Below are 23,015 nucleotides of genomic sequence, written 5' to 3'. Positions count from 1 at the left end.
TGAGCATAAGACCGATCATACCTTTTTTGATTCAATTTTTCGAGTTTCAGTTTTGTTTACTGAAAAATTTCCTTACACTTTCAAACCATAATCGCGCTTTAGGGTAGTGATTTCCGTTTTGCAATTCTTTTTCTAGCGCAATGACCAATTCTTTTTGTGCTTTGCTCAGGTTAACCGGTGTTTCTACAAACACACGACAGAGTAAATCGCCGGTTACGCCAGGACGTCCAGGGACTCCTTTGCCACGCAAGCGTAATACCTTTCCACTTTGTGTTTCTGGCGGTATGTGTAAGTTTACCACACCCGTTAAGGTAGGAATTTGTATATCACCACCTAATAGCGCCAGCGTTAAATTAATAGGAACATCACAATATAAATGATTGCCTTCACGTTTAAATAAAGGGTGCGGTTTAAGATGGATTTGCACATACAAATCTCCGGCAGGCGCGCCATGACTACCGGCTTCTCCTTCACCGGATAAACGGATTCGGTTACCTTCGTCTATTCCAGCTGGAATCTTAACAGATAAGGTTTTGGTTTCTTGAACTTGACCCTGGCCACGACATTCTGGACAAGGATTAGTGATAATTTGACCCGCACCATGACATTCAGGACAGGTTTGTTGAATAGTAAAAAAGCCTTGTTGTATGCGAACTTGACCTTGACCTTCACAGGTTTTACAAATAGTGGGTTTCGTGCCTTTTCGTGCGCCGGATCCCTGACAACTTTGACAGGTAACAAGACGTGGAATACGAATTTGTACGGTGGTACCATGAATTGCGGATTCTAAATCCAATTCTAAGGTATAACGTAAATCGGCACCGCGTTGTGTCCGTTGACGTTGTTGCGGATCGCCGCGGTTGCCGAAAATATTTCCAAAGACATCACCGATATCGCCAAAAACATCATTAAAATTAAAGCCATGAGCGCCTTGACCACCCATTCCTGCTGCAGCATCTATGCCAGCATGACCATGTTGATCATACATATTCTTCTTTTTCGGATCAGATAAAATTTCGTATGCTTCACTGATCTCTTTAAATTTTTCTTCAGCAGCGGCTGCTGATTTACTCTCAGCAGCGTGATGTTTATCAGGATGATATTTCATCGCCAATTTACGATAGGCTTTTTTTATTTCATCTTCTGATGCGTTGCGTGACACACCCAGTGTTTCATAATAGTCAGTTTTTTTTGCCATAGTTAGAGAACCAAAGATAGAAAATCCCCTGTGAGTAAACTACACAACAAGGGATTTTGAGATTTTTAATGGATATAGGTGTCGATCTAGTTACTGGGTTGACCACCAGTAACTAGAAGGCGAGCGCTTATTCTTTATCCTTATCGTTATCTTTTTTATCCTTGTCTTTGTCTTTTACTTCTTCGAATACAGCGTCAACTACGTCGTCTTTATTGTCATTAGGGCTGTCCTGCGCAGTGCTACCCGTTTGACTTCCAGCATCACCCGTTCCAGTATCTGGTTGTGCATAGAGGCGATCAGCCATTTTGCCAGATGTCTCGGTAAGTTCTTTAAGCTTAGACTCGATGTTTTCCTTATCAGTTCCTTTTAGCGCTTCTTTCAGTTCCTCTATCGCTTTCTCTAATTGCGCTTTTTCATCCGCATTAATTTTATCACCGGCATCGGTTATTGCCTTGCTAGTACTATGGATTAAACTGTCGGCTTGATTACGAGTTTGGATAAGCTCGTGGAACTTACGGTCATCATCAGCATGTACTTCAGCATCTTTGATCATTTGTTGAATTTCTGCTTCAGACAAACCACTACCTGACTTGATAACAATCTTTTGTTCCTTACCGGTAGTTTTGTTTTTAGCTGATACGTTGATAATACCATTCGCATCAATGTCAAAGGTTACTTCGATCTGTGGTGTACCCCGTGCACCCGGTGGAATATCAGCGAGATCAAAACGGCCTAATGTTTTATTCGCTGAAGCCATTTCCCGTTCCCCTTGCAGTACATGAATGGTAACTGCAGGTTGGTTATCTTCAGCCGTTGAAAACACTTGGCTTTTTTTGGTTGGAATAGTGGTATTTCTATCGATCAGTTTAGTCATTACTCCACCTAAGGTTTCTATTCCTAATGAAAGTGGAGTGACGTCAAGCAATAATACGTCTTTAACATCACCAGCTAATACACCGCCTTGAATAGCAGCGCCGATAGCGACTGCTTCATCCGGGTTTACGTCATGACGTGCTTCTTTACCAAAATAATTTTTAACAACCTCTTGAACCTTAGGCATGCGGGTTTGCCCCCCGACTAAGATAACTTGCGATATTTTATCGAGAGAAATCTTGGCATCTTTAACGGCTTTCTTGCAGGGTTCAATGGTGCGTGTAATCAAGTCTTCTACTAATGACTCCAGTTTGGCACGCGTTAATTTAATATGTAGATGCTTAGGGCCATTGCTATCAGCAGTAATGTAAGGAAGGTTGATGTCTGTTTCTTGAGCGGAAGAAAGTTCAATTTTTGCTTTTTCAGCGGCTTCTTTCAGGCGCTGTAAAGCAAGCGGGTCGTTATGCAAATCAATGCCTTGATCCTTTTTAAATTCGTCCGCTAAATAATTGATAACACGCAGGTCGAAATCTTCACCACCGAGAAAGGTATCGCCATTCGTTGCAAGTACCTCAAATTGATGTTCACCGTCGACTTCAGCGATTTCAATAATGGAAATATCAAACGTACCTCCACCTAAGTCATAAACGGCTATTGTTGAGTCACCACGTTTTTTGTCTAATCCATAGGCAAGCGCTGCAGCCGTCGGCTCGTTGATAATGCGTTTAACCTCAAGCCCTGCGATACGGCCTGCGTCTTTAGTCGCTTGACGTTGTGAGTCATTGAAATAGGCTGGTACGGTAATAACCGCTTCTTTTACTTCATATCCTAAATAGGCTTCAGCATCTCTTTTTAATTTCATTAAGATTTGTGCAGAAACTTCTTGAGGTGATATCTTTTTATTACCTACTTCCATCCATGCATCGCCATTGGCTGCACGAATGATTTTGTAAGGCACCATTTTGATATCTTTTTGTACCGCATCGTCCTCGAATTTCCGGCCTATCAAACGTTTTGCAGCATAAATCGTTTCAGCAGGTTTGGTGACGGATTGACGTTTTGCCACTTCACCTACTTTAATCTCGTTATGGTCAAAACTAACGATAGAGGGGGTAGTTCGTCGCCCTTCTTTGTTGTCGATTACTTTTGCTTTGCCGCCTTCCATAATGGCCATACAAGAGTTTGTCGTACCTAAATCGATGCCGATTATGGTATTTCTTGGTGGTTGTGCACTTGCCATAAATTTCTCCGCGTTAGTAGTAGCTCTTCTTGACTGGTATCAATAGAGTTGAAAATGATGGGTTGATTGAAAATTAACAACTCCTATTAAAATTGGGTTAGGAAGTTTAATTTTCAAGATATAGAATCATGAAGTTTTCTCTTTAGCTTTCGTGACCACGACTAAAGCGGGTCGTATCAGTCTTTCATGAAGTAAATAGCCTTTTTGCAGTACCCTTATAACAGTATTCGGTGCTAGTTCATCATTTTCTTCTGCCAGCATGGCTTCATGAAAATGAGAATCAAAAGGTTTGCCAGCAGGCTCTATCGATTTTACGCCGTTCTTTTCTAATAGGCTTTGTAGCTGTTTGAGTGTAAGTTGGATGCCAGATAAAGCAGTATCCTGTTCTTCAGCTTTGGCATGATCGAGGGCTGTTTCTAAACTATCCTTTACCGGTAATAATTCTTTGATAAATTTTTCTAATGAAAATTTATAAGCGTTTTCAATATCGCGCTTAGTGCGACGCTGAATATTGTCCATTTCAGCCAGCTGGTAAACTTTTTGCTCTTCAAATTTAGCTAATTGACTTTTGTAGTCATTAACTCGATTTTCTGTTTCTAGTAGTTGAGCTTCTAATGCTTCGTAAGAGGGGTGGGTTAATTGTTTCTCTTGCTCTAGTTCTTCTTTTTCTGCAGAAGGAGCTTTTTTCTCGTTAGCGGTAGAAGAATCTTGTTTTGCTGCAATATTGAGCTTTTCCCAAGTGGATTTTTTAGATGGTTCTTTTTCAGCCATTTCTGACAGGACTCCCATTTTTTAAAGAAAGAGACAGCTACTCTATATTAGAATAGAGGCACATGTATAAATTATGGAGGCTCGACCGCTTGGATTCAAGAGTTTGGGTTCTGCCAAATAAAATTTAACGAAAAAAGCTAATCACGACTAATATACAAAGTATCTGAGTTGACTAGCATGATAGTTTCGATCACGATATATACTCTTCGCACTTGGATTTTTGACTGTGTTGCCGTTCAATTCGCAATCCTCATGTATCTTGCATACATTCCGGTTGCTTCATTCTCGCGGCGCCTTGCCAAAAATCCAATTGCTGTGAGTATATTGCCTCAGTTTTAGCGGTATGAAATAAAAGCTTATGAGCAAAATTTTTACAACCATCGGTTTGATCGGCAGACAAGGGATGAAGGATGTCAGTGATACACTTATCGCTGTCTTAGATTATTTGCAATCCCATCATTATGAAGTATTGGTCGAAGAAGCAACGGCACATTGCTTTAAAAATCGCCAATTTACTTCTTGCACACGTGATCAATTGGCACAAAAAGTTGATCTGCTGATTGTGGTAGGCGGTGATGGGAGTCTAATCAATGCAGCCCATAGTGCCGTAAAACATGATACACCGGTGTTAGGTGTCAATCGCGGTCGTCTTGGTTTTCTTACCGATATTCATCCTCAAGATTTAGAAAAGAAAATAGGTGAAGTTTTAGAAGGAAGCTATCAAGAGGAACGGCGTTTTCTATTAAATGCCACGATAGCCATGCAATTAGATAAGCAGCAAGCGGGTTTAGCTTTAAATGAAGTGGTATTAATGCCAGGCAATGTGGCGCGTATGATCGAATTTTCTATCATGATTGATGACCAATTTGTCTGCGCTCAACAAGCCGATGGTTTAATAGTGGCGACACCAACTGGATCCACGGCTTATGCTTTATCTGGCGGAGGTCCGATTTTATACCCACAACTCGATGCTATTGTACTTGTCCCGATGTTTCCACATACGCTAAGCGCAAGACCTATCGTCGTTTCGGCAGAAAGTCGTATTGTGATTCATATTGATACGCATAGTACTGCCGCACCTTGGTTAAGCTGTGATGGTCAAGAACGCATTTCAGTGCCTGTTGGTGCCAATATTAGTATTCAAAAAAATGCTAAAGCACTGCGCTTAATCCATCCTTTAGATTATAATTATTTTGAAACTTTACGGTCAAAGTTACATTGGAATAAGCACAATCATACTAAATAAATAAAAATAAATTTGTTAATTTTAATTTGGTATTTAGCTAATTTAACTAAAAAGAAAGTTTTTTATTAATTGATTTTTTTTATATTTTTTTGTATTCTGTTGCAAGTAAAAAATAATAACAAAAAGAAGAGTTTTTTATGCCCTCCATAGCTCCACCCATATATGATAGTGAGGTCAATGAACTTAGTGTTTTTCTCGATCTGAAAGCAGCTAAAGATTGGCTGAAAAACAACAAGCTTGATACCAGCGATACACCCATTTTAGTCCCCTTCAAAGACGACAACGATAAAGTACATTTTTTAAAGCCAAGCGATCCTGATACTTTTTCAGATCCAAATAATGGAAAAATTACCGAAGAGGCTAACAAGAATATTCGAATAATAGGCGCAGCGAATAGTAGCCATGTACACGGGTTTTTCGGAAATATTTCAGCAGCATTTACTACAAAACGAGTTCCTCATTTGAATGAGTTAGAAGGGGATACTATCAATCTTGCTGATCATGGATTTATTATTATTTATAAAAGAGGAGAAGAAAAAGCCGGACATGACTTCTTTAAACTATTCGAGAAGGAAAGAGAACGTTTAATTGAAGAGATTAAAAAAGCCCAAACCAATGAACAGCCACATGTTAATCCAGCTGAATTTTTAGAAGCACTCTCTAAATTAGCTATAGATTTAAAAATAAAAGCAGGGATGTGCTATTTTTTTGGAACAGATAAAAATGGTAAACAACATGTTTATCGAGAAATTTTTAGACAAGATGCAAATAGTGCCAAACTTGATAAATATTTAAAAGAAGAATCAAAATGGCATGAATCTAAACCGATTAAAATCAAAGAACATAAATCTCAGAATCATCATATGATTCCATTTTTAATTGATTGGGGAAAGTGGACAGCTTTTGCAGCAATCACTGCTATAGGAGCTGGGTTGATACTTGGAATTTTTATCACTCCACCGATAGGAACTATTGCTGCAGCAGTCGTAGCAGTTGCTACGTTTGTTGGTATGAGTAGTATCGGTCTTGCTAAAGCAGATAGAGACAACCCTACAACGACAGATTTTGATACTCCAGAATTTGAGGTAGAATCTGAAGTTAGCTTTCTTTCTCGGATAAAAGCAAGGATTAGCAGTTTACATGATTTTTTTAATAGTAAATCAAACAAAACTGTAGCTTTGTCTACTCAAACTAACGAAAATGAAATATCCAGCGCTCCAATTGGAATATTTACTACTATTGTGGCCTCGACTAGGATCTTACCAACTAATAAAGCTAACTTTAGTCCAACTATAAATGCATTAGTCGAATCAAGCTTATGTTTATTTTCATTTCAGAAGGAAAAAGAGCTTATTCCAGATAAAGGTTTAAACAGGTCTCTCTCATTAAGAAATTAATTTAATTAATCGACGTTATTTAATTTGTTGATGCAAGTGTGCAAAAAAATCTGTGCTCAGTTAGTATGCCTTAACGAAAACAACAAGGATGGTTATGTTGCTGAGTCGATTAGACAATCAAAAAGGCACACGGAAAATATTAGTCGATTTACTTTTTAAAAAAGGCTATTGTCTCTGTATTCCCGATCCAGAAATTATTAAGTCACACCTCGAGCAAGTACGTCCAAGCTGGATACAAAACTTCTTCTTAAGTAAAAATGAGCTTGAACTTTCAGTGATCCCGATGTTCATGCTTATTTTTGTAAAAAATAAGAGTTTAACCACCGATCAAAGCAAGCGTCTACTTGAATTATTGCACGTGTTAATGTCGCGAGCAGAATTCGATACTATCGATCAAATACTCTTTGATAATAAGATGAATCAAATGGCTTGGGCCTATTATATATTAAGTGAGTTAATAAAATTTACGTTAAATGATTTTGCTAGTTCGGATAAAAATAGCAAAAGAATGATGGCGCTGGCTGCGAGCATAGAGTTTTTTTTTGATAAGGCGAGCGCGCTTACGATGACGAAATTAAGTTTGAATAGCGAAAATACAGGTTTTCATATTATTCACAAACTTATGTATGTCATAGCGTATGAAACTTTACATCCCAGTCAAGTTATTTATTTAAGTGCTATTAGTAAAAAAATAATTGATAAAACAACAAATTTTGCTTTAGAAACATTAGTTTTCCAGACGCAGCCTAATGGTTTTAGTTTCATCTGGTGTGTTTTAGGGACATGGTTACGGATAGTGTTTGCGGGTGAAAATTCAAATCAATTTAAAATCAATCAATATTCCCAGTTGCTTGATAGTTTATTGGAAAAAATCAATGATGAAAAGTTGTCCTCTATTCTGTTAGAAAATGAAACAAAAGGTTATATAATCATTTTACGTTATATTTTTTTTAAACGCTTTAGGTTTAGCTCTTCTCCGCAGAACTTAAGTGAAACGTTCAGTTTCTTTAATCGCCGGTGTAAAAAAATATTTTCTGCGCTTACCCTCCAACAAATTGAACTAATTTTAGATAATCTTCCTTTATTACTAATGAATGATCGAAATCTTTCCTATGTCGATCGACAGCAATTGATGCAAGATTTCTTTGTTTATTTGTTTGAGTTTTCTAGATTGCAACCCCAAGAGATTATCCAGTTAAAAGATTTAAAACAACGACTAGAAGATCGTTCTTCCCCTAGTAATAAAATAATAAGATTTCTTAGGCAAATAAAAACGCATTGTCGGTTTTTTAACAGGCCTAATTTTCGAAATGCTGTCCAAAAGGAGGATGAAATTTCTCTTGATGAAAGCAGTGATCTGCTTAGTGCTGAGTATGCTAGACTAAACACCAATTATTTGACAGTGAGTATGTAAGAGGAATCTCGTCATGCGTAAACAATATATCATCGGTAATTGGAAGATGCACGGTAACAAAACTTCCGTTGCTGAATTATTAGATAACATCAAGGATTTTGAGCAAAAAGAAAAATCTAATGTAAAGATGATAGTCTGTCCTCCTTATGTTTTTCTCGAGCAAACACAGATTTTACTAAAAAACACCCAACTGCAATGGGGTGGTCAAAACATGGCGGCTGAGCAAGAAGGTCCTTACACAGGAGAGATATCGGCGCGTATGTTGTATGAATTTGGTTGTCGATATGTTTTGCTTGGCCACTCAGAACGCCGGCATTTGTTTGGAGAAACGGATGCACAAATCGCAAAAAAATTTGATTTAGCTATAAAATCGGGCCTTACACCCATTCTTTGTGTCGGAGAGACCTTAGCTGAACGTGAAGCAAAACTAACCTATAGTGTATTGCAAACTCAATTAGAGAAAATAGTAGATTATGGTAACGATGTTTTGAAACGAGCTATTATCGCTTACGAACCTGTTTGGGCTATTGGTACAGGGTTGTCAGCCCAACCCGAGCAAGCGCAAGAGGCGCACCAATTCTTACGTGAGCAAATTAAATTTTTGGGCTCGGATCTTGCGCAAGAATTACCTATCCTGTATGGTGGCAGCGTTAAAGCCAGCAATGCTGAGGCTTTGTTTCGGATGCCCGATATTGACGGTGGCTTGATTGGCGGAGCATCATTAGATGCCATAGAGTTTTCACGTATTTATGGAATACTTGCTTCAATAGCATGTGATAGGGTTTAATTTTTAGTATTCTAGTAATAACTCACAAGATTTATGTTACAGCAGTTTTTAGTTTTAATGCACGTTATTATTTCAATCGCATTGATTGCTTTGGTGCTAATACAACAAGGCAAGGGTGCTGAATTAGGTGCGACTTTTGGAAGCGCAGCTTCACAGACAGTCTTTGGTAGTCAAGGATCAGGTTCCTTTTTACTTAAATTAACCGGTCTACTTGCGTTATTATTTTTTGTCACCAGTCTTAGTTTAGGTTATTTAGCTGGACACACAGTTAGAAAGGACCCCATTCAAAATTTAGCTAGCATGGCTCAGCAATTACCATCCAAAGTTAATAAAACTCATGATGTGGAAAATAAAAATTTATCTTTAAATAAAAGTACAGGAAAAACAACTTTAAACCATCAACAATCGTATCCTCTACCGTCTGAATTTTCTTAATTTATTCGTATCGTTGCCGAAATGGTGGAATTGGTAGACACGCCGTCTTGAGGGGGCGGTGGCGCAAGCTGTGCCGGTTCGAGTCCGGCTTTCGGCACCAACTGTTTGTGTATACGCGCAGCAATGGGATTTTTGACAAGGCGTCGCGATAATGAAGCAACTTAAATACATGAGGATTGCGAATTGAGCGGCAACACAGGCAATGTCAAGTGCGAAGAGTATTTTTACACTTTAAGATACCAATAGATATCTTGAAGTGTTTATCTCGGTTTTTTTGTTCTTCTTAAAATCATTTTTATTTAACTTCTTCTGGTAACACAGAAGAATGATGTGATGAAATCAACCATTTGTGCCCATCCCAGCGATAAGTGAATGTGTAACGTGCATGAACTTTTTTTCCGTCTTTTAAAGTAAATGTATATAAACCGGTATCAATTGCTTTGTTACACCCTATCTTTATGGTGCGTGAATCGATTTTTCCCACCGGATGTTTACTTAAAAAGTCTTTAAAATAAGCTATCCGTTCAGCACTATTCACTCTGGGCTTGTTGGATATAGTTGCCAACAATATGGCGTTATCTGTGTAATTAGCATTTACTCTAACAGGATTTCTGCTTTTAAGAGAGGCATTCCAGCGATCAAATAGTGCGGCAATCTCTTGTTCGTTAGTTTTGACACACGCTATATGGTTACTCGAGCTCATAGCCATAATAGCGGGGGTTGATAATAAGCTGCTTAATAAAACGGCTGTAATAATAGTTTTCTTACGCATAGGAAAATCCTTAAAAAATTAGAACTTAATACCAATAATAGTAGGTTAGTTATTTGATGTCTGCAATTAAATTAACTGTCTCTAAGTAATTCATTAATCGCAACTTTGGCTCGAGTTCGGTTGTCAATTTGTTTGATAATGACGGCACAGTTGAGGTGGCAATGTCCTGTTTTAGAGGGTAGACTCCCTGAGAGAACTACCGAACCTGCAGGAACGCGACCATAGATAACTTCATCTGTGTTGCGATTATAAATAGGCGTATTACTGCCTATAAAAACCCCCATACCAATGACACTATTTTCTTCAACCACTACGCCTTCTACCACCTCTGAGCGGGCGCCTATAAAACAGTTATCTTCAATAATGGTTGGCTTGGCTTGTAGGGGCTCGAGTACTCCACCAATACCTACACCGCCAGATAAATGTACATTTTTGCCAATTTGTGCACAAGATCCGACGGTGGCCCAAGTATCTATCATAGTCCCTTCGTCAATATACGCGCCTATGTTAACGAATGAAGGCATAAATATCGTATTTTTTGCTACGAAGGAACCTTGGCGAATGCAAGCATTAGGTACAATTCGCGGTGAACCATCTCTTGCAAAATCTTCTGTTTTATAATGAGCATACTTTAATGGGATTTTGTCAAAATAATGCGTATACCCCGCATCAAATAATTTATTGGTATGAATTCGAAAGGATAATAAAATGGCTTGTTTTAACCATTCATGGACTATCCAATCATCGTCTATTTTTTCTGCAACGCGTAGTTTTCCTTTATCGAGTAATTCAATCGCTTCTAAAATGGCTGATTTACTTGAGTCGTCAATCGTTTCAGCATTAATCTCATTTATATGTTGGTAAGCTTTTTCGATAATCGATTTTAATGACGTCATGGATGAGAAACTCAGTTGATTTCGGTAAAATAATTACTCGCTTGCAATGACTGCTTCGGTTTTGTCTTCTGGTTCAATAATTTTATCAGGACTTAATTTAGAATGATAAATCAAAGTATAGACGACTGGCAAAATAAATAAGGTAAAAAGTGTACCGATTGACATTCCTCCTAAAATAACCCAACCCAATTGGTTGCGCGCATGAGCCCCTGGACCATTGGCCAATGCCAGTGGAACGGCTGCTAACAACATAGTTGCTGTGGTCATGAAAATAGGACGTAAACGTAATGCAGCGGCTTCGATGACAGCTTCTTGTACAGAAATATGCAGATTTTTTTGTAATTGTCTGGCAAATTCTACAATTAAGATACCATGTTTAGTAATCAGTCCAATTAAAGTAATTAATCCAATTTGTGTGTAAATATTTAAACTTCCGCCCACGCAATGCAGTGCAAATAATGCTCCGGTTAAAGATAAAGGTACAGCAATGAGGATAATAAAAGGCGCACGAAAGCTTTCAAATTGGGCAGCAAGGACTAGAAAGATAAATAACAGCGCAAACAAAAAGGTTTGTTGCATACTATTTCCGGCTTGCATGAATTGACGTGTTTCCCCTCTAAAATCAATTTGCACGTTATGAGGAAGAATTTTATTCGTCAATTGTGTTAAATACTTAACAGCATCACCGATGGTATAACCAGGAGTAAGATTAGCACTAAACGTAACGGCGCGTAATTGCTGAAAATGATTGAGACTTAAAGGCGTAAATGAATTTTGTACATTGACGAAATTAGCTAAAGGAATCAGTTTGTTATTTTGTCCACGCACATTAATGAGTTTTAGCTGTTGGTCAGTCGTCATATAATTTCGATTTAGTTGAGGAATTACTTGATAACTACGACCATCCCAATTAACTAGGCTTGCTTGTGGCGCACCAATCAGACTATTCAAACTATTCGCTATATCACTCATAGCAATGCCTAATAAATTAGCTTTATCTCTATCAATATTAATTTGGATTTGATTAGCATCAATTTTCAGATCGGATTGTAGGCCTAAAATATGCGGGTTATTTTGTGTAATGGCTAATTGTAATTTTTTGCTAAATTGATTTAAGCTATCATAGCTGTCGGTACTTTTAAGTACAAACATCAAAGGAGCATGCCCAGTAGCGCCAGGCAAGGCATGCGGATTAAATGGGAATGCTTGTAGACCACTAATTCCCCAAAAACGCTTAAATAAAGTTTGAATAATATCGGTAGTAGTTTTACTTCGTTCCTGCCAAGGTTTTAAAATTAAAAAGGAGAGTGCGTTATTGGTGATAGGCATTCCTATTAAAGTAATATAAGTATCTATCTCGGGTGTGGATTTATAGATGGCTTGAATTTTAGCCATATACTTTTCCATATAAGCTAGGTTAGCCGATGTAGGTCCAGTTGCTGCACTGATGATAAGGCCTTGATCTTCTTGTGGAGCCAACTCACTAGGTAAGGTTTTAAATAATCCAAAACACACAAAATAAATTATTAGGCCGATACCTAACATGGTTTTTCGATGGGTTATTGCCAAAAGTAAATATTTTTTATAAGCAGTTATCGTTATATGAAAAAAAAGATCGACTTTTAGGCTAAAGCGAGAAGCTTGCTGTTCATGTTTTAAAAGCTTAGCGCACATCATCGGAGAAAGTGTTAAAGCAATAAAACCTGAAATAATGACGGCTGCGGCCAAAGTAAAAGCAAATTCACGAAATAATAAGCCGGTCATATCATTGATAAAACCAATCGGCGTATAAACAGCCGCTAAGGTTAATGTCATGGCAATGATGGCAAAGCCAATTTCTTTAGTGCCGATAATAGCTGCGTTTTCCGGCGTTTTTCCTAAACCGATATGACGGTGAATATTTTCTAACACTACAATCGCATCATCGACGACTAAACCAATACCCAACACCCAGGCTAAAAACGTTAATACATTTAATGTATAACCTAAGGCCAGCATAGCGACACACACGCCCATTAATGATAAAGGAATAGTGACAAAAGGGATTAAACCTGCACGAAAATTAGCTAAGAATAAAAAGATGATGGTAAATACAAATAAGCAGGCTTCAAAAATAGTTTTTTTTACATCATGTAAGGATGCAGCGATAAATTTTGCAGCATTCCAAACTAAATGAATTTTTACATCCGTTGGAGCCGCTTTTTCTAATCCGGGTAACAGCGCTATTACTGCTTTGGAAACATCTAAGGGATTTGCGGTGCTAAGAGGCACGATACCCATAATGACTGATTGTTTATTCCCGTTAACCGCGGCACTGCTTTCGTCCGACTCTACACCGAGAACCGCCACTCCGACGTCGGATAAGCGCACTAAATAATTATTTTGCTTGCGAATAACTAAATGATTTAATTCGGCTGCTGTATGTATATCGGTATTGGTATTGATATTAATGATTTGATTAGGAGTAATCAGTGACCCTGAAGCCGATTGAATATTATTTTGCTGTAAAGCGGTCATAATATCGCTAGCTGTTATTTGATGGGCAGCCATTTTTATCGGATCAAGCCAAATTCGTAAAGCATAGTGGTTACCACCAAATATTTGTGCTTGGCTAACGCCAGGAATAGTTTGTAATTGTGGTTGGATAACTCGAGTTAGATAATCGTTAATGGCAGGAGGACTCAGCGTATTACTAGCAAATGAAATGAAAAGCGTTGGATCTGCGTCCGGATCTTTGGTATTAATGACTGGATCTAAAACTGCTTTAGGTAATTGTTTGCGTATAGACGCAATCGCGTTACTGACATTGGTCATAGCTTTGGTTAGATCATAACCGAGCTTAAATTGCAAAGTGATCTGGCTAGTATTTTGTTTGCTTGAAGAATGCATAAGATCGATTCCTTCGATACCGCCTAAAGCACTTTCTAGAGGGGTAGTAACAAAACTTTCCATTAATTGTGCAGGGGCGCCCGGATAAGTGGTTTGTATGTTAATGACAGAAGGGGATATGGAAGGGTATAACCGTATCGGTAATGATAAGAATGCTTTAACGCCGACTAGCAAAATGAACAAGCATAAAACAATACTTAATACGGGTTTGCGGATAAACAGTTCAGTGAATTGCATGGGTTTATTTCTCGACCATCACGACTGAATTTCCTTGTACTTTAAAACCACCGGCGCTAATAATTTGATCTCCAGGATGAATATCACTACTCACTAACCCTATTTTTCCATCCTCATGAAAACGGATACTGACGAATGTTTTAATCGCTTTATGATGAATGATGCGATACACAAAGCTGCCGTTATCATCAGTATTGACTGCGGTTTCTGGGACGATAATCAAGGTTTGTGGTGTACCGACTTCTATTTGAATATCAACAAAAGCACCAGGAAGTAATGCTTGCTCCGCATTATTAAGGCTTGCGCGTACAGCTAAACTGCGTGTGTCATTATCGATGTGTGAATCAACCGCATAAATAGTGCCAACAAATGTCTTATTTGGGTAAGCACTCGCGTGAATCAATATCTTGCTACCCATCGTTATTTTGCTCGCTTCCGTTCCGGGTATATTAAAATCTACCCATAAGAGATTAATCGCCTCCAAGTTGGTAATAGGCGTACTCGGATCAATAATATCCCCTAAATTGACCTGACGGAGACCTAATCGTCCGCTGAACGGCGCGCGTATGAGTGTTTGATCGAAAGCGGCTTGACTTTGCGCTTGTTTAGCTAGATCGATTTGGTAACTTGCCGAAACTTTATCAAGGTCTGCTTTTGCAAATACCTTTTTTTTATACAACGTTAAACCACGTTCATAGTCGGCTTTACTTAATTGTGTTTGCGCTTTAGCGGCATCTAATTGAGCTTTTAAAATATCCGGATTGAGCTGCAGCAAGGGTGCACCGGCTTTAACATTTTCACCGGAACGGAAAAAAATGCCAGTAATGCGGCCAGATGTTTCCGCCTTGATAACGGTGCCTTGACTGGCAGATAGACTCCCGACAGCCTCTATCGTTTTTTGCCAAGATCCTAGGCATGCAGGAATAGCTTCCACCACTACAGGAGATGTGAGTTGAGTGCCTTTTTTATTAAAAACGATGCTAACCGCACTCGCGGCCATTAAGCCGGATAGGAATATGTAGCAAATTAAGCTTTTTGACATATTGTTATTTTTATTTGTTGACGCTTTTATTTTGTAAAATTCGCAGAATTAACGACTATAGAGGCTTAATAGCTTGAAATCAACCAGAGAATTTTAGTGAACATAAGGGGTAAAGGAACAATTATTTTTCTAGAGTCTAGATAAAGTCTCGTTCTTCGGTGCGTTTAGTCAATACTTCATAACCGGTTTCAGTAACGAGTAATGTATGTTCCCATTGCGCCGATAGGCTATGATCTTTGGTTATGACTGTCCATTGATCCGGCATGAGTTTAGTGAAACGTTTACCGGCATTGATCATAGGCTCTATGGTGAAAGTCATGCCAGGGACTAACTGGACCCCAGTACCGGTTCGACCATAGTGCAGTATTTGTAAGTCTTCATGGAAGAGTCGACCTATACCATGGCCACAATATTCACGTACTACGGAAAATCCTTCAGCTTCGGCATACTGTTGTATGCATGCGCCAATATCACCTAAGTGGGTGCCAGGCTTGACCAAGCGTATGGATTTATACAAACATTCTTGAGTTATTTTTGATAAACGTTGCGCTAATATCGAAGGTTTACCGACAAAAAACATTTTACTGGTGTCACCGTGGTAACCGTCTTTAATGACAGTGACATCAATATTAATCAGGTCGCCATCTTTTAAGACGCGATCGCTAGGGATGCCGTGGCAGACCTGGTGATTGATAGATGTGCAAATAGATTTCGGAAAACCACGATAGTTTAAGGGAGCAGGGATGGCTTGTTGTTCATTGACGATATAGTCATGACAGATTTTATCGAGGTGGTTGGTGGTAACCCCTACTTTAACATACGGGACAATCATTTCTAAAACTTCTGCCGCTAAGCGTCCCGCAATACGCATTTTATCGATTTCTAGCGAAGTTTTTATAATAATAGATGACATAATAAATGGATTTTATAAATTAATTGATCTGACCATGGCAATGTTTATATTTTTTTCCAGAACCGCATGGACAAGGATCATTGCGTCCTGTTTTATCAGAATTTCGTTGCGTACTAAGACGAGCGGTTGCAGTTTCATTAGTTAATGATTCCCCATCAGTCGCTAATAAGTCTTGATGTTGAAAATCGAGTAATTGTGGCATTTGTTGGCGTCGTTGCTCTTCCAAGCGTTCGGCATCTTCAGGTGTCTGTATTTGCAAACAGCTCAATAAACTGATGACTTGGTATTTTAATTGATCTAAAAGTTCAGCAAATAATAGGAAAGATTCACGCTTGTATTCTTGTTTCGGATTTTTTTGTGCATAGCCACGCAGATGTATCCCTTGACGTAAATGATCCATAGCCGCTAAATGATCTTTCCATAAAGTATCCAGTGTTTGTAGCATCAAAGTTTTTTCAACTTGGCGCAGCGTCGGCGAGCCAAATAATTTTTCTTTTTCTGCATAAGCATTTTGAGCGGCAAATAATATTTTTTCACGGAGATTTTCTTCCAGACAGTTAGGATCTTCCAACCATGTGTCTATCGGCAAATCTAAGCAAAAATTTTGTTTCAACTCATTTTTTAAGCCCGGTATATCCCATTGTTCTTCTAAGCTTTGTGGTGGAATAAAATGTTCAATGGCGCTATAGATAACGTCAGCCCATAAATTGTTAATCACCGGTGAAATATCTTCTGTAGCCAATAATTCATTACGTTGTTCATAAATCACTTTACGTTGTTCGTTGGCGACGTTATCAAACTCTAATAATTGTTTGCGCACATCAAAATTACGGCCCTCTACCTTACGTTGTGCATTTTCTATGGCGCGCGTTATCCAGCGATGTTCAATGGCTTCGCCGGGCTGCATGCCAATCTTTTGCATAATCATGGCAACTCGATCCGAAGCAAAAATCCGCATTAAATTATCTTGCAGGGATAAATAAAAACGCGAGGAGCCTGGATCACCTTGTCGACCGGAGCGTCCGCGTAATTGATTGTCGATACGGCGTGATTCATGACGCTCGCTACCGATGATATGTAAACCACCGGCGGCAATCACTTCATCATGTTTTTTTTGCCAGTTAAGTTTATGTTGCGCAATTTCTTCCGCAGAGCTATCACTCGGTAAGGCAGCGAGTTCAGCTTTTAAATTGCCACCCAAAACAATATCCGTTCCACGACCAGCCATATTCGTGGCAATGGTTACTGTGCCAGGACGACCGGCTTCAGCAATAATTTGGGCTTCCTTTTCGTGAAACTTAGCGTTAAGCACTTGATGGGGAATGTTTTCTTTTTCTAGCAGTTGCGATAAGTATTCCGATGTTTCTATCGATGCAGTACCGACTAATATCGGCTGCTTACGCGCCTGACAAGCTTTAATATCGTCGATGATGGCGGTAAATTTCTCATCTTTGGTCAAATAAATTTGATCGGCTAAATCATGACGTGAAACCGGTAAATGCGTGGGAATAACGACGACTTCTAAATTGTAAATTTGCTGGAATTCATACGCTTCGGTATCGGCGGTGCCAGTCATCCCCGCCAGTTTATGGTAGAGGCGAAAGTAATTCTGAAACGTGATCGACGCTAAGGTTTGATTTTCGTTTTGAATGTTGGCTTTTTCTTTGGCTTCAACTGCTTGGTGTAAACCATCCGACCAGCGTCGACCCGACATTAAACGGCCGGTATGTTCATCGACAATGATTACCTGATTATTTTGTACGATGTAATCAATATCACGTTGAAATAGATAATGTGCACGTAATGCCGCATAAACATGATGCATTAAACCAATATTAGTCAGGTGATATAAGTTTTCACCTGGATTTAGTAAGCCTTGTTTGACTAATAACTCTTCTAACTTTTGATGTCCTTCTTCGGTTAAGTAAGCTTGTTTAGCTTTTTCATCCAGATAAAAATCGCCGGGACCGTCTTCTTCTTTTCTTAAAATCAGTTTAGGTATAATTTGATTGATCTTGATATAAAGTTCCGAGCTTTCTTCGCTGGCACCAGAAATAATTAAGGGGGTACGAGCTTCATCTATCAAGATGGAGTCCACTTCATCGACAATGGCAAAATTTAAAATGCGTTGTGATTTTTCTGCCAATGAGAAAGCCATATTATCGCGTAAATAATCAAAGCCAAATTCGTTATTGGTACCGTAAGTAATATCTGCCGCGTAAGACGCTTGTCGTTGGGGAAGAGGGAGATCAGAAACAATCACACCGGTACTTAAACCTAGAAAAGCATAGACTGGCTTCATCCATTCGGCGTCGCGTTTGGCTAAGTAATCGTTGACAGTCACGATGTGTACACCTAAACCACTTAAGCCATTCAGATAAGCAGGTAAGGTAGCGACTAAGGTTTTACCTTCACCAGTACGCATTTCAGCAATTTTGCCACTATGTAAAACCATTCCACCAATTAGTTGTACATCGAAATGACGCAAACCTAACACACGAGTACTTGTTTCACGCACTACAGCAAAAGCTTCTATTAACAATTCATCTAAAGAGCAACCATCTTGTAAGCGGGCTTTGAATTCTGATGTTTTTGCTTGCAATTGCGCATCAGATAAACTTTGCATACTAGGTTCTAGCGCATTTATCGCAACAACGGTTTTTTCAAATTGTTTTAGTACGCGCTGATTGCGGCTAGGAATAAATTTACTTAAAAGCTTAGAAATCATAAATATAAAAAAGTCTCAGTATGCTTTACGCAACAAACTCAACAAAAGCCCAGAAAATGTGCTCACTGTACTAAAAAGTAAGTGATAGTGCTAGTCGTTGCTCAATAACAGACAAAATAGTAGCAGCATCTAAACCTGCTTCTGCAAGCAATGTATTTGGGTCACCATGTTCAATAAATTGACCCGGAAGTCCTAAGATCAATACATCACAAGGAATGCCTTGTTGATGTAGAAACTCACTCACCGCTGACCCGGCACCACCTACCTTAACATTTTCTTCTAAGCTGACCAATAAGCCATGTGTTTTTGCTAGATTACGCAACAACTTTTCGTCTAAAGGTTTGACGAAGCGCATATTAACCACAGTTGCATCCAATGACTCACCGACACTGAGAGCGGGATGCAACATGGAGCCAAAGGCCAACAAGGCTATCGATAGTCCTTTACGACAGATTTCTGCTTTGCCGATAGGGATACATGACATTTTTTCTTCTACTAAAGTGCCTCTCCCGACGCCACGCGGATATCGTACTGCGCAAGGCGTGGTTAGTTGAAAACCAGTGTAAAGCATTTGTCTTAATTCATTTTCATTGCTCGGTGTCATGATAGTCAGATTCGGAATGCAACGCAGATAAGATAGATCAAAGCAACCATGGTGGGTTGCGCCGTCTCCACCGACAATTCCGGCCCTATCTAAAGCAAACAATACAGGTAGATTTTGTAGCGCAACATCATGTATCAGTTGATCATAAGCACGTTGCAAAAAGGTAGAATAAATGGCAACTACTGGTTTTTGACCTGCGCAGGCTAAACCTGCCGCGAAAGTGACGGCATGTTGTTCCGCGATGCCAACGTCAAAGTAACGATCCGGATAACGTTCCGAAAACTCTATTAGATCCGATCCTTCACGCATCGCCGGTGTAATCGCGATTAGACGCTCATCGGTAGCCGCCATATCGCAAATCCATTGCCCAAAAATATTCGCGTAGGTTCTAGGTTTGGGTTTATTCGCAGTAGTGGGTAATACCGGCGCTAAAAAATGTGGGTTGACGGCATGATAAGCAATAGGGTTTTGTTCTGCGGCAGTATAACCTTTGCCTTTGGTAGTAATGACATGAACCAGTTGCGGGCCAGATAATTGACGTAAATTGCTGAGTGTATTTAACAATAAAGGTAAGTCATGGCCATCAATCGGGCCAATATAATTAAAACCTAATTCTTCAAATAAAGTACCCGGTACTAACATCCCTTTGACATGCTCTTCAGTACGTTTAGCGAGTTTACGTACACTGGGAATAGATTCTAAAATTCTTTTACTGCCTTCTCTCACACTAGAGTAAAGTTTACTGGATAATATACGCGCAAAATAATTAGATAAGGCGCCGACATTGTTGGAAATCGACATGTCATTGTCATTGAGTACGACTAAAAGATCCGCATGGATATCGCCCGCATGATTTAAAGCTTCAAAGGCCATACCTGCAGTCATCGCTCCATCGCCTATAACTGCTATCGCTTTTTGGCCGGTGTTATTTTTTTTAGCGGCGACACTAAATCCTAATGCTGCGCTAATAGAAGTGCTCGAATGACCGACACCAAAGCTATCAAATGAACTTTCTTCGCGCGAAGGAAAGGGCGCTAAACCATGAGTTTTTCGAATACTGCAGAGTTGTTCGCGGCGACCGGTCAGAATTTTATGTGGATAGGCCTGATGGCCGACGTCCCAAACAATATGATCGTATGGCGTATTAAACACATAATGCAAGGCAATGGTTAATTCTACGGTTCCTAAATTAGCGGCAAAATGACCCCCACATTGATCCAGCGTTTGAATAAGAAACGCTCTGAGCTCTGTGGCTAATTGCGGCAGCTGCGTAGGTGTGAGGTTGCGCAACTGTGCGGGAGAATTAATCTGTTCTAATATACTCTTCGCACTTGAATTTTTGTCTGCGTTGCCGCTCAATTCGCAATCCTCATGTATCTTGAAGAAATGAAGGTTGCTTCATTATCGCGGCGCCCTGCCAAAAATCCAATTGCTGTGAGTATAAAAAGCATATGATATGTTTAAATTCCATGTAGTTTCTAAGAGAAAATTATCCTGATGTTGGGTTAGGGTTATTGATGTTTTGCGCTTGTTGTATCAGTTGAGCTCTTCCTTGGTTGTTGAGTTCTAACACTAAGACCGACATAGTAGCGAGTAAACGCTCTAATGTCATCCGTGTTTGATAGCTCTCTGCTAAGTTTTCGGCTAATAATTCGACTTGTTGACGCTGCAATGTGGCTGGATTTTCATTAATCAAATCATTTTTATACCAGTTTTTATCTAGAATTCGGCGTGTTGCCATAAAATTTTCTAATTTTAATAGGCTGACTGGGCCCGATGTTTGACGACTTAATGCTGCCAATGCAGGCTGCACGGCAGGATCGGCTTTGCTAGGATCGATGGGTTGTCGTTCTGCGTACAGTTGATTAAGATTACTTAGCGCGACACTTTGTGTGGCTAAATAGCTGCGTAAGCTCGCGAGATATTCTTGTATGGGTTTTTCATTCAGTTTAATTCTTAGATTATTCTTTTTATCCCCATTTAGATTAGCAACCAGTTGATTGAAGTTGACGGTATTGATAGGTGTTAGCGAAGTATTTAAGGCATTAATAACATTTTTAGCTTCAGCGGCTTCGGTGTCACTATAGCTAATAGGTTGTAGCAAACTATTGATATCTATCGAGTGTAAAGGATTTTTTTCTATATTAGGATTAGCTTTTGTATTCGGATTCCAAGTAAAAGCGACTATATTATTGTTTTTATCATCTAAATTAGCAGATTGGATAAGTAGTTGTTGCGTCAATGGGCTAACCAAGGGTGAGGTGGGATATAACAAATAAGCGGCTTGAGCATTGTTAATAGCAATAGTTAAGTCATCACCTACCGGTGCAGTGTTCATGGCACTGGCATGGATTGCAATAGTTCCATAACCTGCAATTAAGTTATCAACACCGATATTATTGGTAGTATCTGCATAACTAGATAGGCTGTAGAAACTTAGGCTTGCTAAACTAATACTTAAAAAACTGTTTTTTAAAGTTTTTATTTTTGATGAGTAAGGCATAAAAACATCCTCATGGAGTTTGAAAGTAAAATTTCTTATAAATTAGCATTGGATTGCGATTTGTTTGTATTAGGGGTTGTTTGTGAGGGCGCAAAAATATTCGGTGGACTAGGAATAGCTAAATTTGCTGATGGCGTTGGACCTGGAATAGGTGCATTGGAATAAGGGTTTACTTTGGCGTTTTTTTCCCAAATATTAGGCGGTTGCTTTGCCCAGGGATTAGGCTGCAGCCAGGGATTTTTATTGGCTGTGTTTGCAGGTTTATCTGAAGGTGAAAAGGCTTTATCGTTATTTGAACGAGGCGTGGGCGTTGATGATGCAGGGGCTTCAGGTACTGACTTGTTTTGTTGAGAAGAGCTGTCCGGGGTGGCATTGGCTGCTTTCAAGGCATCCAGAACCGCTTGCGAGGCATTGGCTTCAGACTGTTTGATTTCATCACGATAGTCTTGCAAAGGATCATTTTTCGTGGATGCAGAATAAGCATGTGCCAGACCGATCGAGGAACAACCGAAAAAAATTAAAGCATATCGAGATATACTCACAATTACTCCCCCTCTAACGCTTTTAAAACTAAGTCCAAACGATCTTGCGAAAAAACTCTGGCGAGTAGACGTAAGCGCTCAAAGCTAATATTCCTACGCAGAAATAAGCCAGCTTCATCTTCAGGACCATTACTGACTTCTTCGGCATGCATGAGTAATTTAGCGGCAGAACCTGGATGTGATGTATCTAAGGCTTGGAGTAGACGTAAAGTACGTGACATACCTAAGTGGTTGCCTAAACGGATAAACAAAGCTTGTTGAGCGAGTTTATCCAGATCGACTTTATCGATATCATCCAGCTCTTTACCCAGTTCTAAGATACTGGCTTCAAGTGCGCTATCGCCATCCTGAGTCCAGGATTCAACACTTTCCATGAAGCAAAGAACCCGATAGATCAAAGGGTCTTGATAGTGTTTCCAATAGAGATGTGAACCTTTGTGAGTGAGATCAGGCATAAGTATTATATTTTTATTTGTAATATTCTATTTTAATAGGTATAAAACTGCTGCAAAGGAATCTTGATTATCC

General features: G+C 39.3%; 18 protein-coding genes and 1 tRNA gene. 6 read left to right on the top strand and 13 right to left on the bottom strand.

The window, feature by feature from the left end; genetic code table 11:
* Positions 1–46: 46 nt before the first annotated feature.
* The 3 genes from dnaJ to grpE all read right to left on the bottom strand — a co-directional run bounded on the left by dnaJ (position 47) and on the right by grpE (position 4,082).
* Positions 47–1,198 carry a molecular chaperone DnaJ gene (gene dnaJ, locus AAHH40_RS05785; protein ID WP_342219727.1) on the bottom strand — a complete coding sequence of 384 codons (1,152 nt, stop codon included), beginning with the start codon at positions 1,196–1,198 and terminating at the stop codon, positions 47–49.
* Positions 1,199–1,325: 127 nt separating this feature from the next.
* Positions 1,326–3,311 (bottom strand): molecular chaperone DnaK, encoded by a 1,986-nt coding sequence (gene dnaK, locus AAHH40_RS05780; RefSeq protein WP_342219726.1) that lies wholly within the window; start codon positions 3,309–3,311, stop codon positions 1,326–1,328.
* A gap of 126 nt (positions 3,312–3,437) precedes the next feature.
* Positions 3,438–4,082, bottom strand: coding sequence for a nucleotide exchange factor GrpE (gene grpE / locus AAHH40_RS05775; RefSeq protein WP_342219725.1), 645 nt, complete (start codon positions 4,080–4,082; stop codon positions 3,438–3,440).
* Between the two features lie 358 nt (positions 4,083–4,440).
* Between grpE and AAHH40_RS05770 the strand changes: the two genes are divergently transcribed.
* From AAHH40_RS05770 to AAHH40_RS05745, 6 genes are all read left to right on the top strand, one after another.
* The gene (locus AAHH40_RS05770) at positions 4,441–5,328 is read left to right on the top strand and encodes an NAD(+) kinase (protein WP_342219724.1); all 888 of its coding nucleotides are present in this window, start codon (positions 4,441–4,443) and stop codon (positions 5,326–5,328) included.
* A 137-nt stretch (positions 5,329–5,465) separates the two neighbouring features.
* The gene (locus AAHH40_RS05765; RefSeq protein ID WP_342219723.1) at positions 5,466–6,725 is read left to right on the top strand and encodes a hypothetical protein; all 1,260 of its coding nucleotides are present in this window, start codon (positions 5,466–5,468) and stop codon (positions 6,723–6,725) included.
* A gap of 94 nt (positions 6,726–6,819) precedes the next feature.
* On the top strand, positions 6,820–8,139 hold the full coding sequence (locus AAHH40_RS05760) for a hypothetical protein (protein WP_342219722.1): 1,320 nt from the start codon (positions 6,820–6,822) through the stop codon (positions 8,137–8,139).
* Between the two features lie 13 nt (positions 8,140–8,152).
* Positions 8,153–8,926 carry a triose-phosphate isomerase gene (gene tpiA / locus AAHH40_RS05755; RefSeq protein ID WP_342219721.1) on the top strand — a complete coding sequence of 258 codons (774 nt, stop codon included), beginning with the start codon at positions 8,153–8,155 and terminating at the stop codon, positions 8,924–8,926.
* 33 nt (positions 8,927–8,959) lie between these two features.
* The gene (gene secG, locus AAHH40_RS05750; RefSeq protein WP_342219720.1) at positions 8,960–9,361 is read left to right on the top strand and encodes a preprotein translocase subunit SecG; all 402 of its coding nucleotides are present in this window, start codon (positions 8,960–8,962) and stop codon (positions 9,359–9,361) included.
* Positions 9,362–9,376: 15 nt separating this feature from the next.
* Positions 9,377–9,461, top strand: a tRNA-Leu gene (locus AAHH40_RS05745).
* A gap of 195 nt (positions 9,462–9,656) precedes the next feature.
* Here AAHH40_RS05745 and AAHH40_RS05740 read toward each other — a convergent pair.
* The 10 genes from AAHH40_RS05740 to icmW all read right to left on the bottom strand — a co-directional run bounded on the left by AAHH40_RS05740 (position 9,657) and on the right by icmW (position 22,942).
* Entirely contained in the window at positions 9,657–10,133 is a 477-nt protein-coding gene (locus AAHH40_RS05740) for a DUF4440 domain-containing protein (RefSeq protein WP_342219719.1), read from the bottom strand.
* A gap of 71 nt (positions 10,134–10,204) precedes the next feature.
* A complete protein-coding gene (dapD, locus tag AAHH40_RS05735; protein WP_342219718.1) occupies positions 10,205–11,029 on the bottom strand; it encodes a 2,3,4,5-tetrahydropyridine-2,6-dicarboxylate N-succinyltransferase in 825 nt (274 codons plus the stop codon).
* Positions 11,030–11,062: 33 nt separating this feature from the next.
* Positions 11,063–14,155, bottom strand: a complete 3,093-nt coding sequence (locus AAHH40_RS05730) for an efflux RND transporter permease subunit (RefSeq protein WP_342219717.1) — start codon at positions 14,153–14,155, stop codon at positions 11,063–11,065.
* Between the two features lie 4 nt (positions 14,156–14,159).
* Positions 14,160–15,197 carry an efflux RND transporter periplasmic adaptor subunit gene (locus AAHH40_RS05725; protein WP_342219716.1) on the bottom strand — a complete coding sequence of 346 codons (1,038 nt, stop codon included), beginning with the start codon at positions 15,195–15,197 and terminating at the stop codon, positions 14,160–14,162.
* A 136-nt stretch (positions 15,198–15,333) separates the two neighbouring features.
* Positions 15,334–16,110: a type I methionyl aminopeptidase gene (gene map / locus AAHH40_RS05720; RefSeq protein WP_342219715.1), complete on the bottom strand. Its 777-nt coding sequence runs from the start codon at positions 16,108–16,110 to the stop codon at positions 15,334–15,336.
* A gap of 19 nt (positions 16,111–16,129) precedes the next feature.
* A complete protein-coding gene (secA, locus tag AAHH40_RS05715; protein WP_342219714.1) occupies positions 16,130–18,838 on the bottom strand; it encodes a preprotein translocase subunit SecA in 2,709 nt (902 codons plus the stop codon).
* Positions 18,839–18,908: 70 nt separating this feature from the next.
* The gene (gene dxs / locus AAHH40_RS05710; protein ID WP_342219713.1) at positions 18,909–20,801 is read right to left on the bottom strand and encodes a 1-deoxy-D-xylulose-5-phosphate synthase; all 1,893 of its coding nucleotides are present in this window, start codon (positions 20,799–20,801) and stop codon (positions 18,909–18,911) included.
* 130 nt (positions 20,802–20,931) lie between these two features.
* Positions 20,932–21,945: a hypothetical protein gene (locus AAHH40_RS05705; protein WP_342219712.1), complete on the bottom strand. Its 1,014-nt coding sequence runs from the start codon at positions 21,943–21,945 to the stop codon at positions 20,932–20,934.
* 35 nt (positions 21,946–21,980) lie between these two features.
* Positions 21,981–22,487, bottom strand: a complete 507-nt coding sequence (locus tag AAHH40_RS05700; RefSeq protein WP_342219711.1) for a hypothetical protein — start codon at positions 22,485–22,487, stop codon at positions 21,981–21,983.
* A 2-nt stretch (positions 22,488–22,489) separates the two neighbouring features.
* On the bottom strand, positions 22,490–22,942 hold the full coding sequence (gene icmW / locus AAHH40_RS05695; RefSeq protein WP_342219710.1) for a type IVB secretion system protein IcmW: 453 nt from the start codon (positions 22,940–22,942) through the stop codon (positions 22,490–22,492).
* Positions 22,943–23,015 lie beyond the last annotated feature (73 nt).

It is taken from the genome of Rickettsiella endosymbiont of Miltochrista miniata (assembly GCF_964031245.1).
Taxonomy (GTDB): Bacteria; Pseudomonadota; Gammaproteobacteria; order Diplorickettsiales; family Diplorickettsiaceae; genus Aquirickettsiella.
This window is presented reverse-complemented; position numbering and strand designations above follow the sequence as displayed.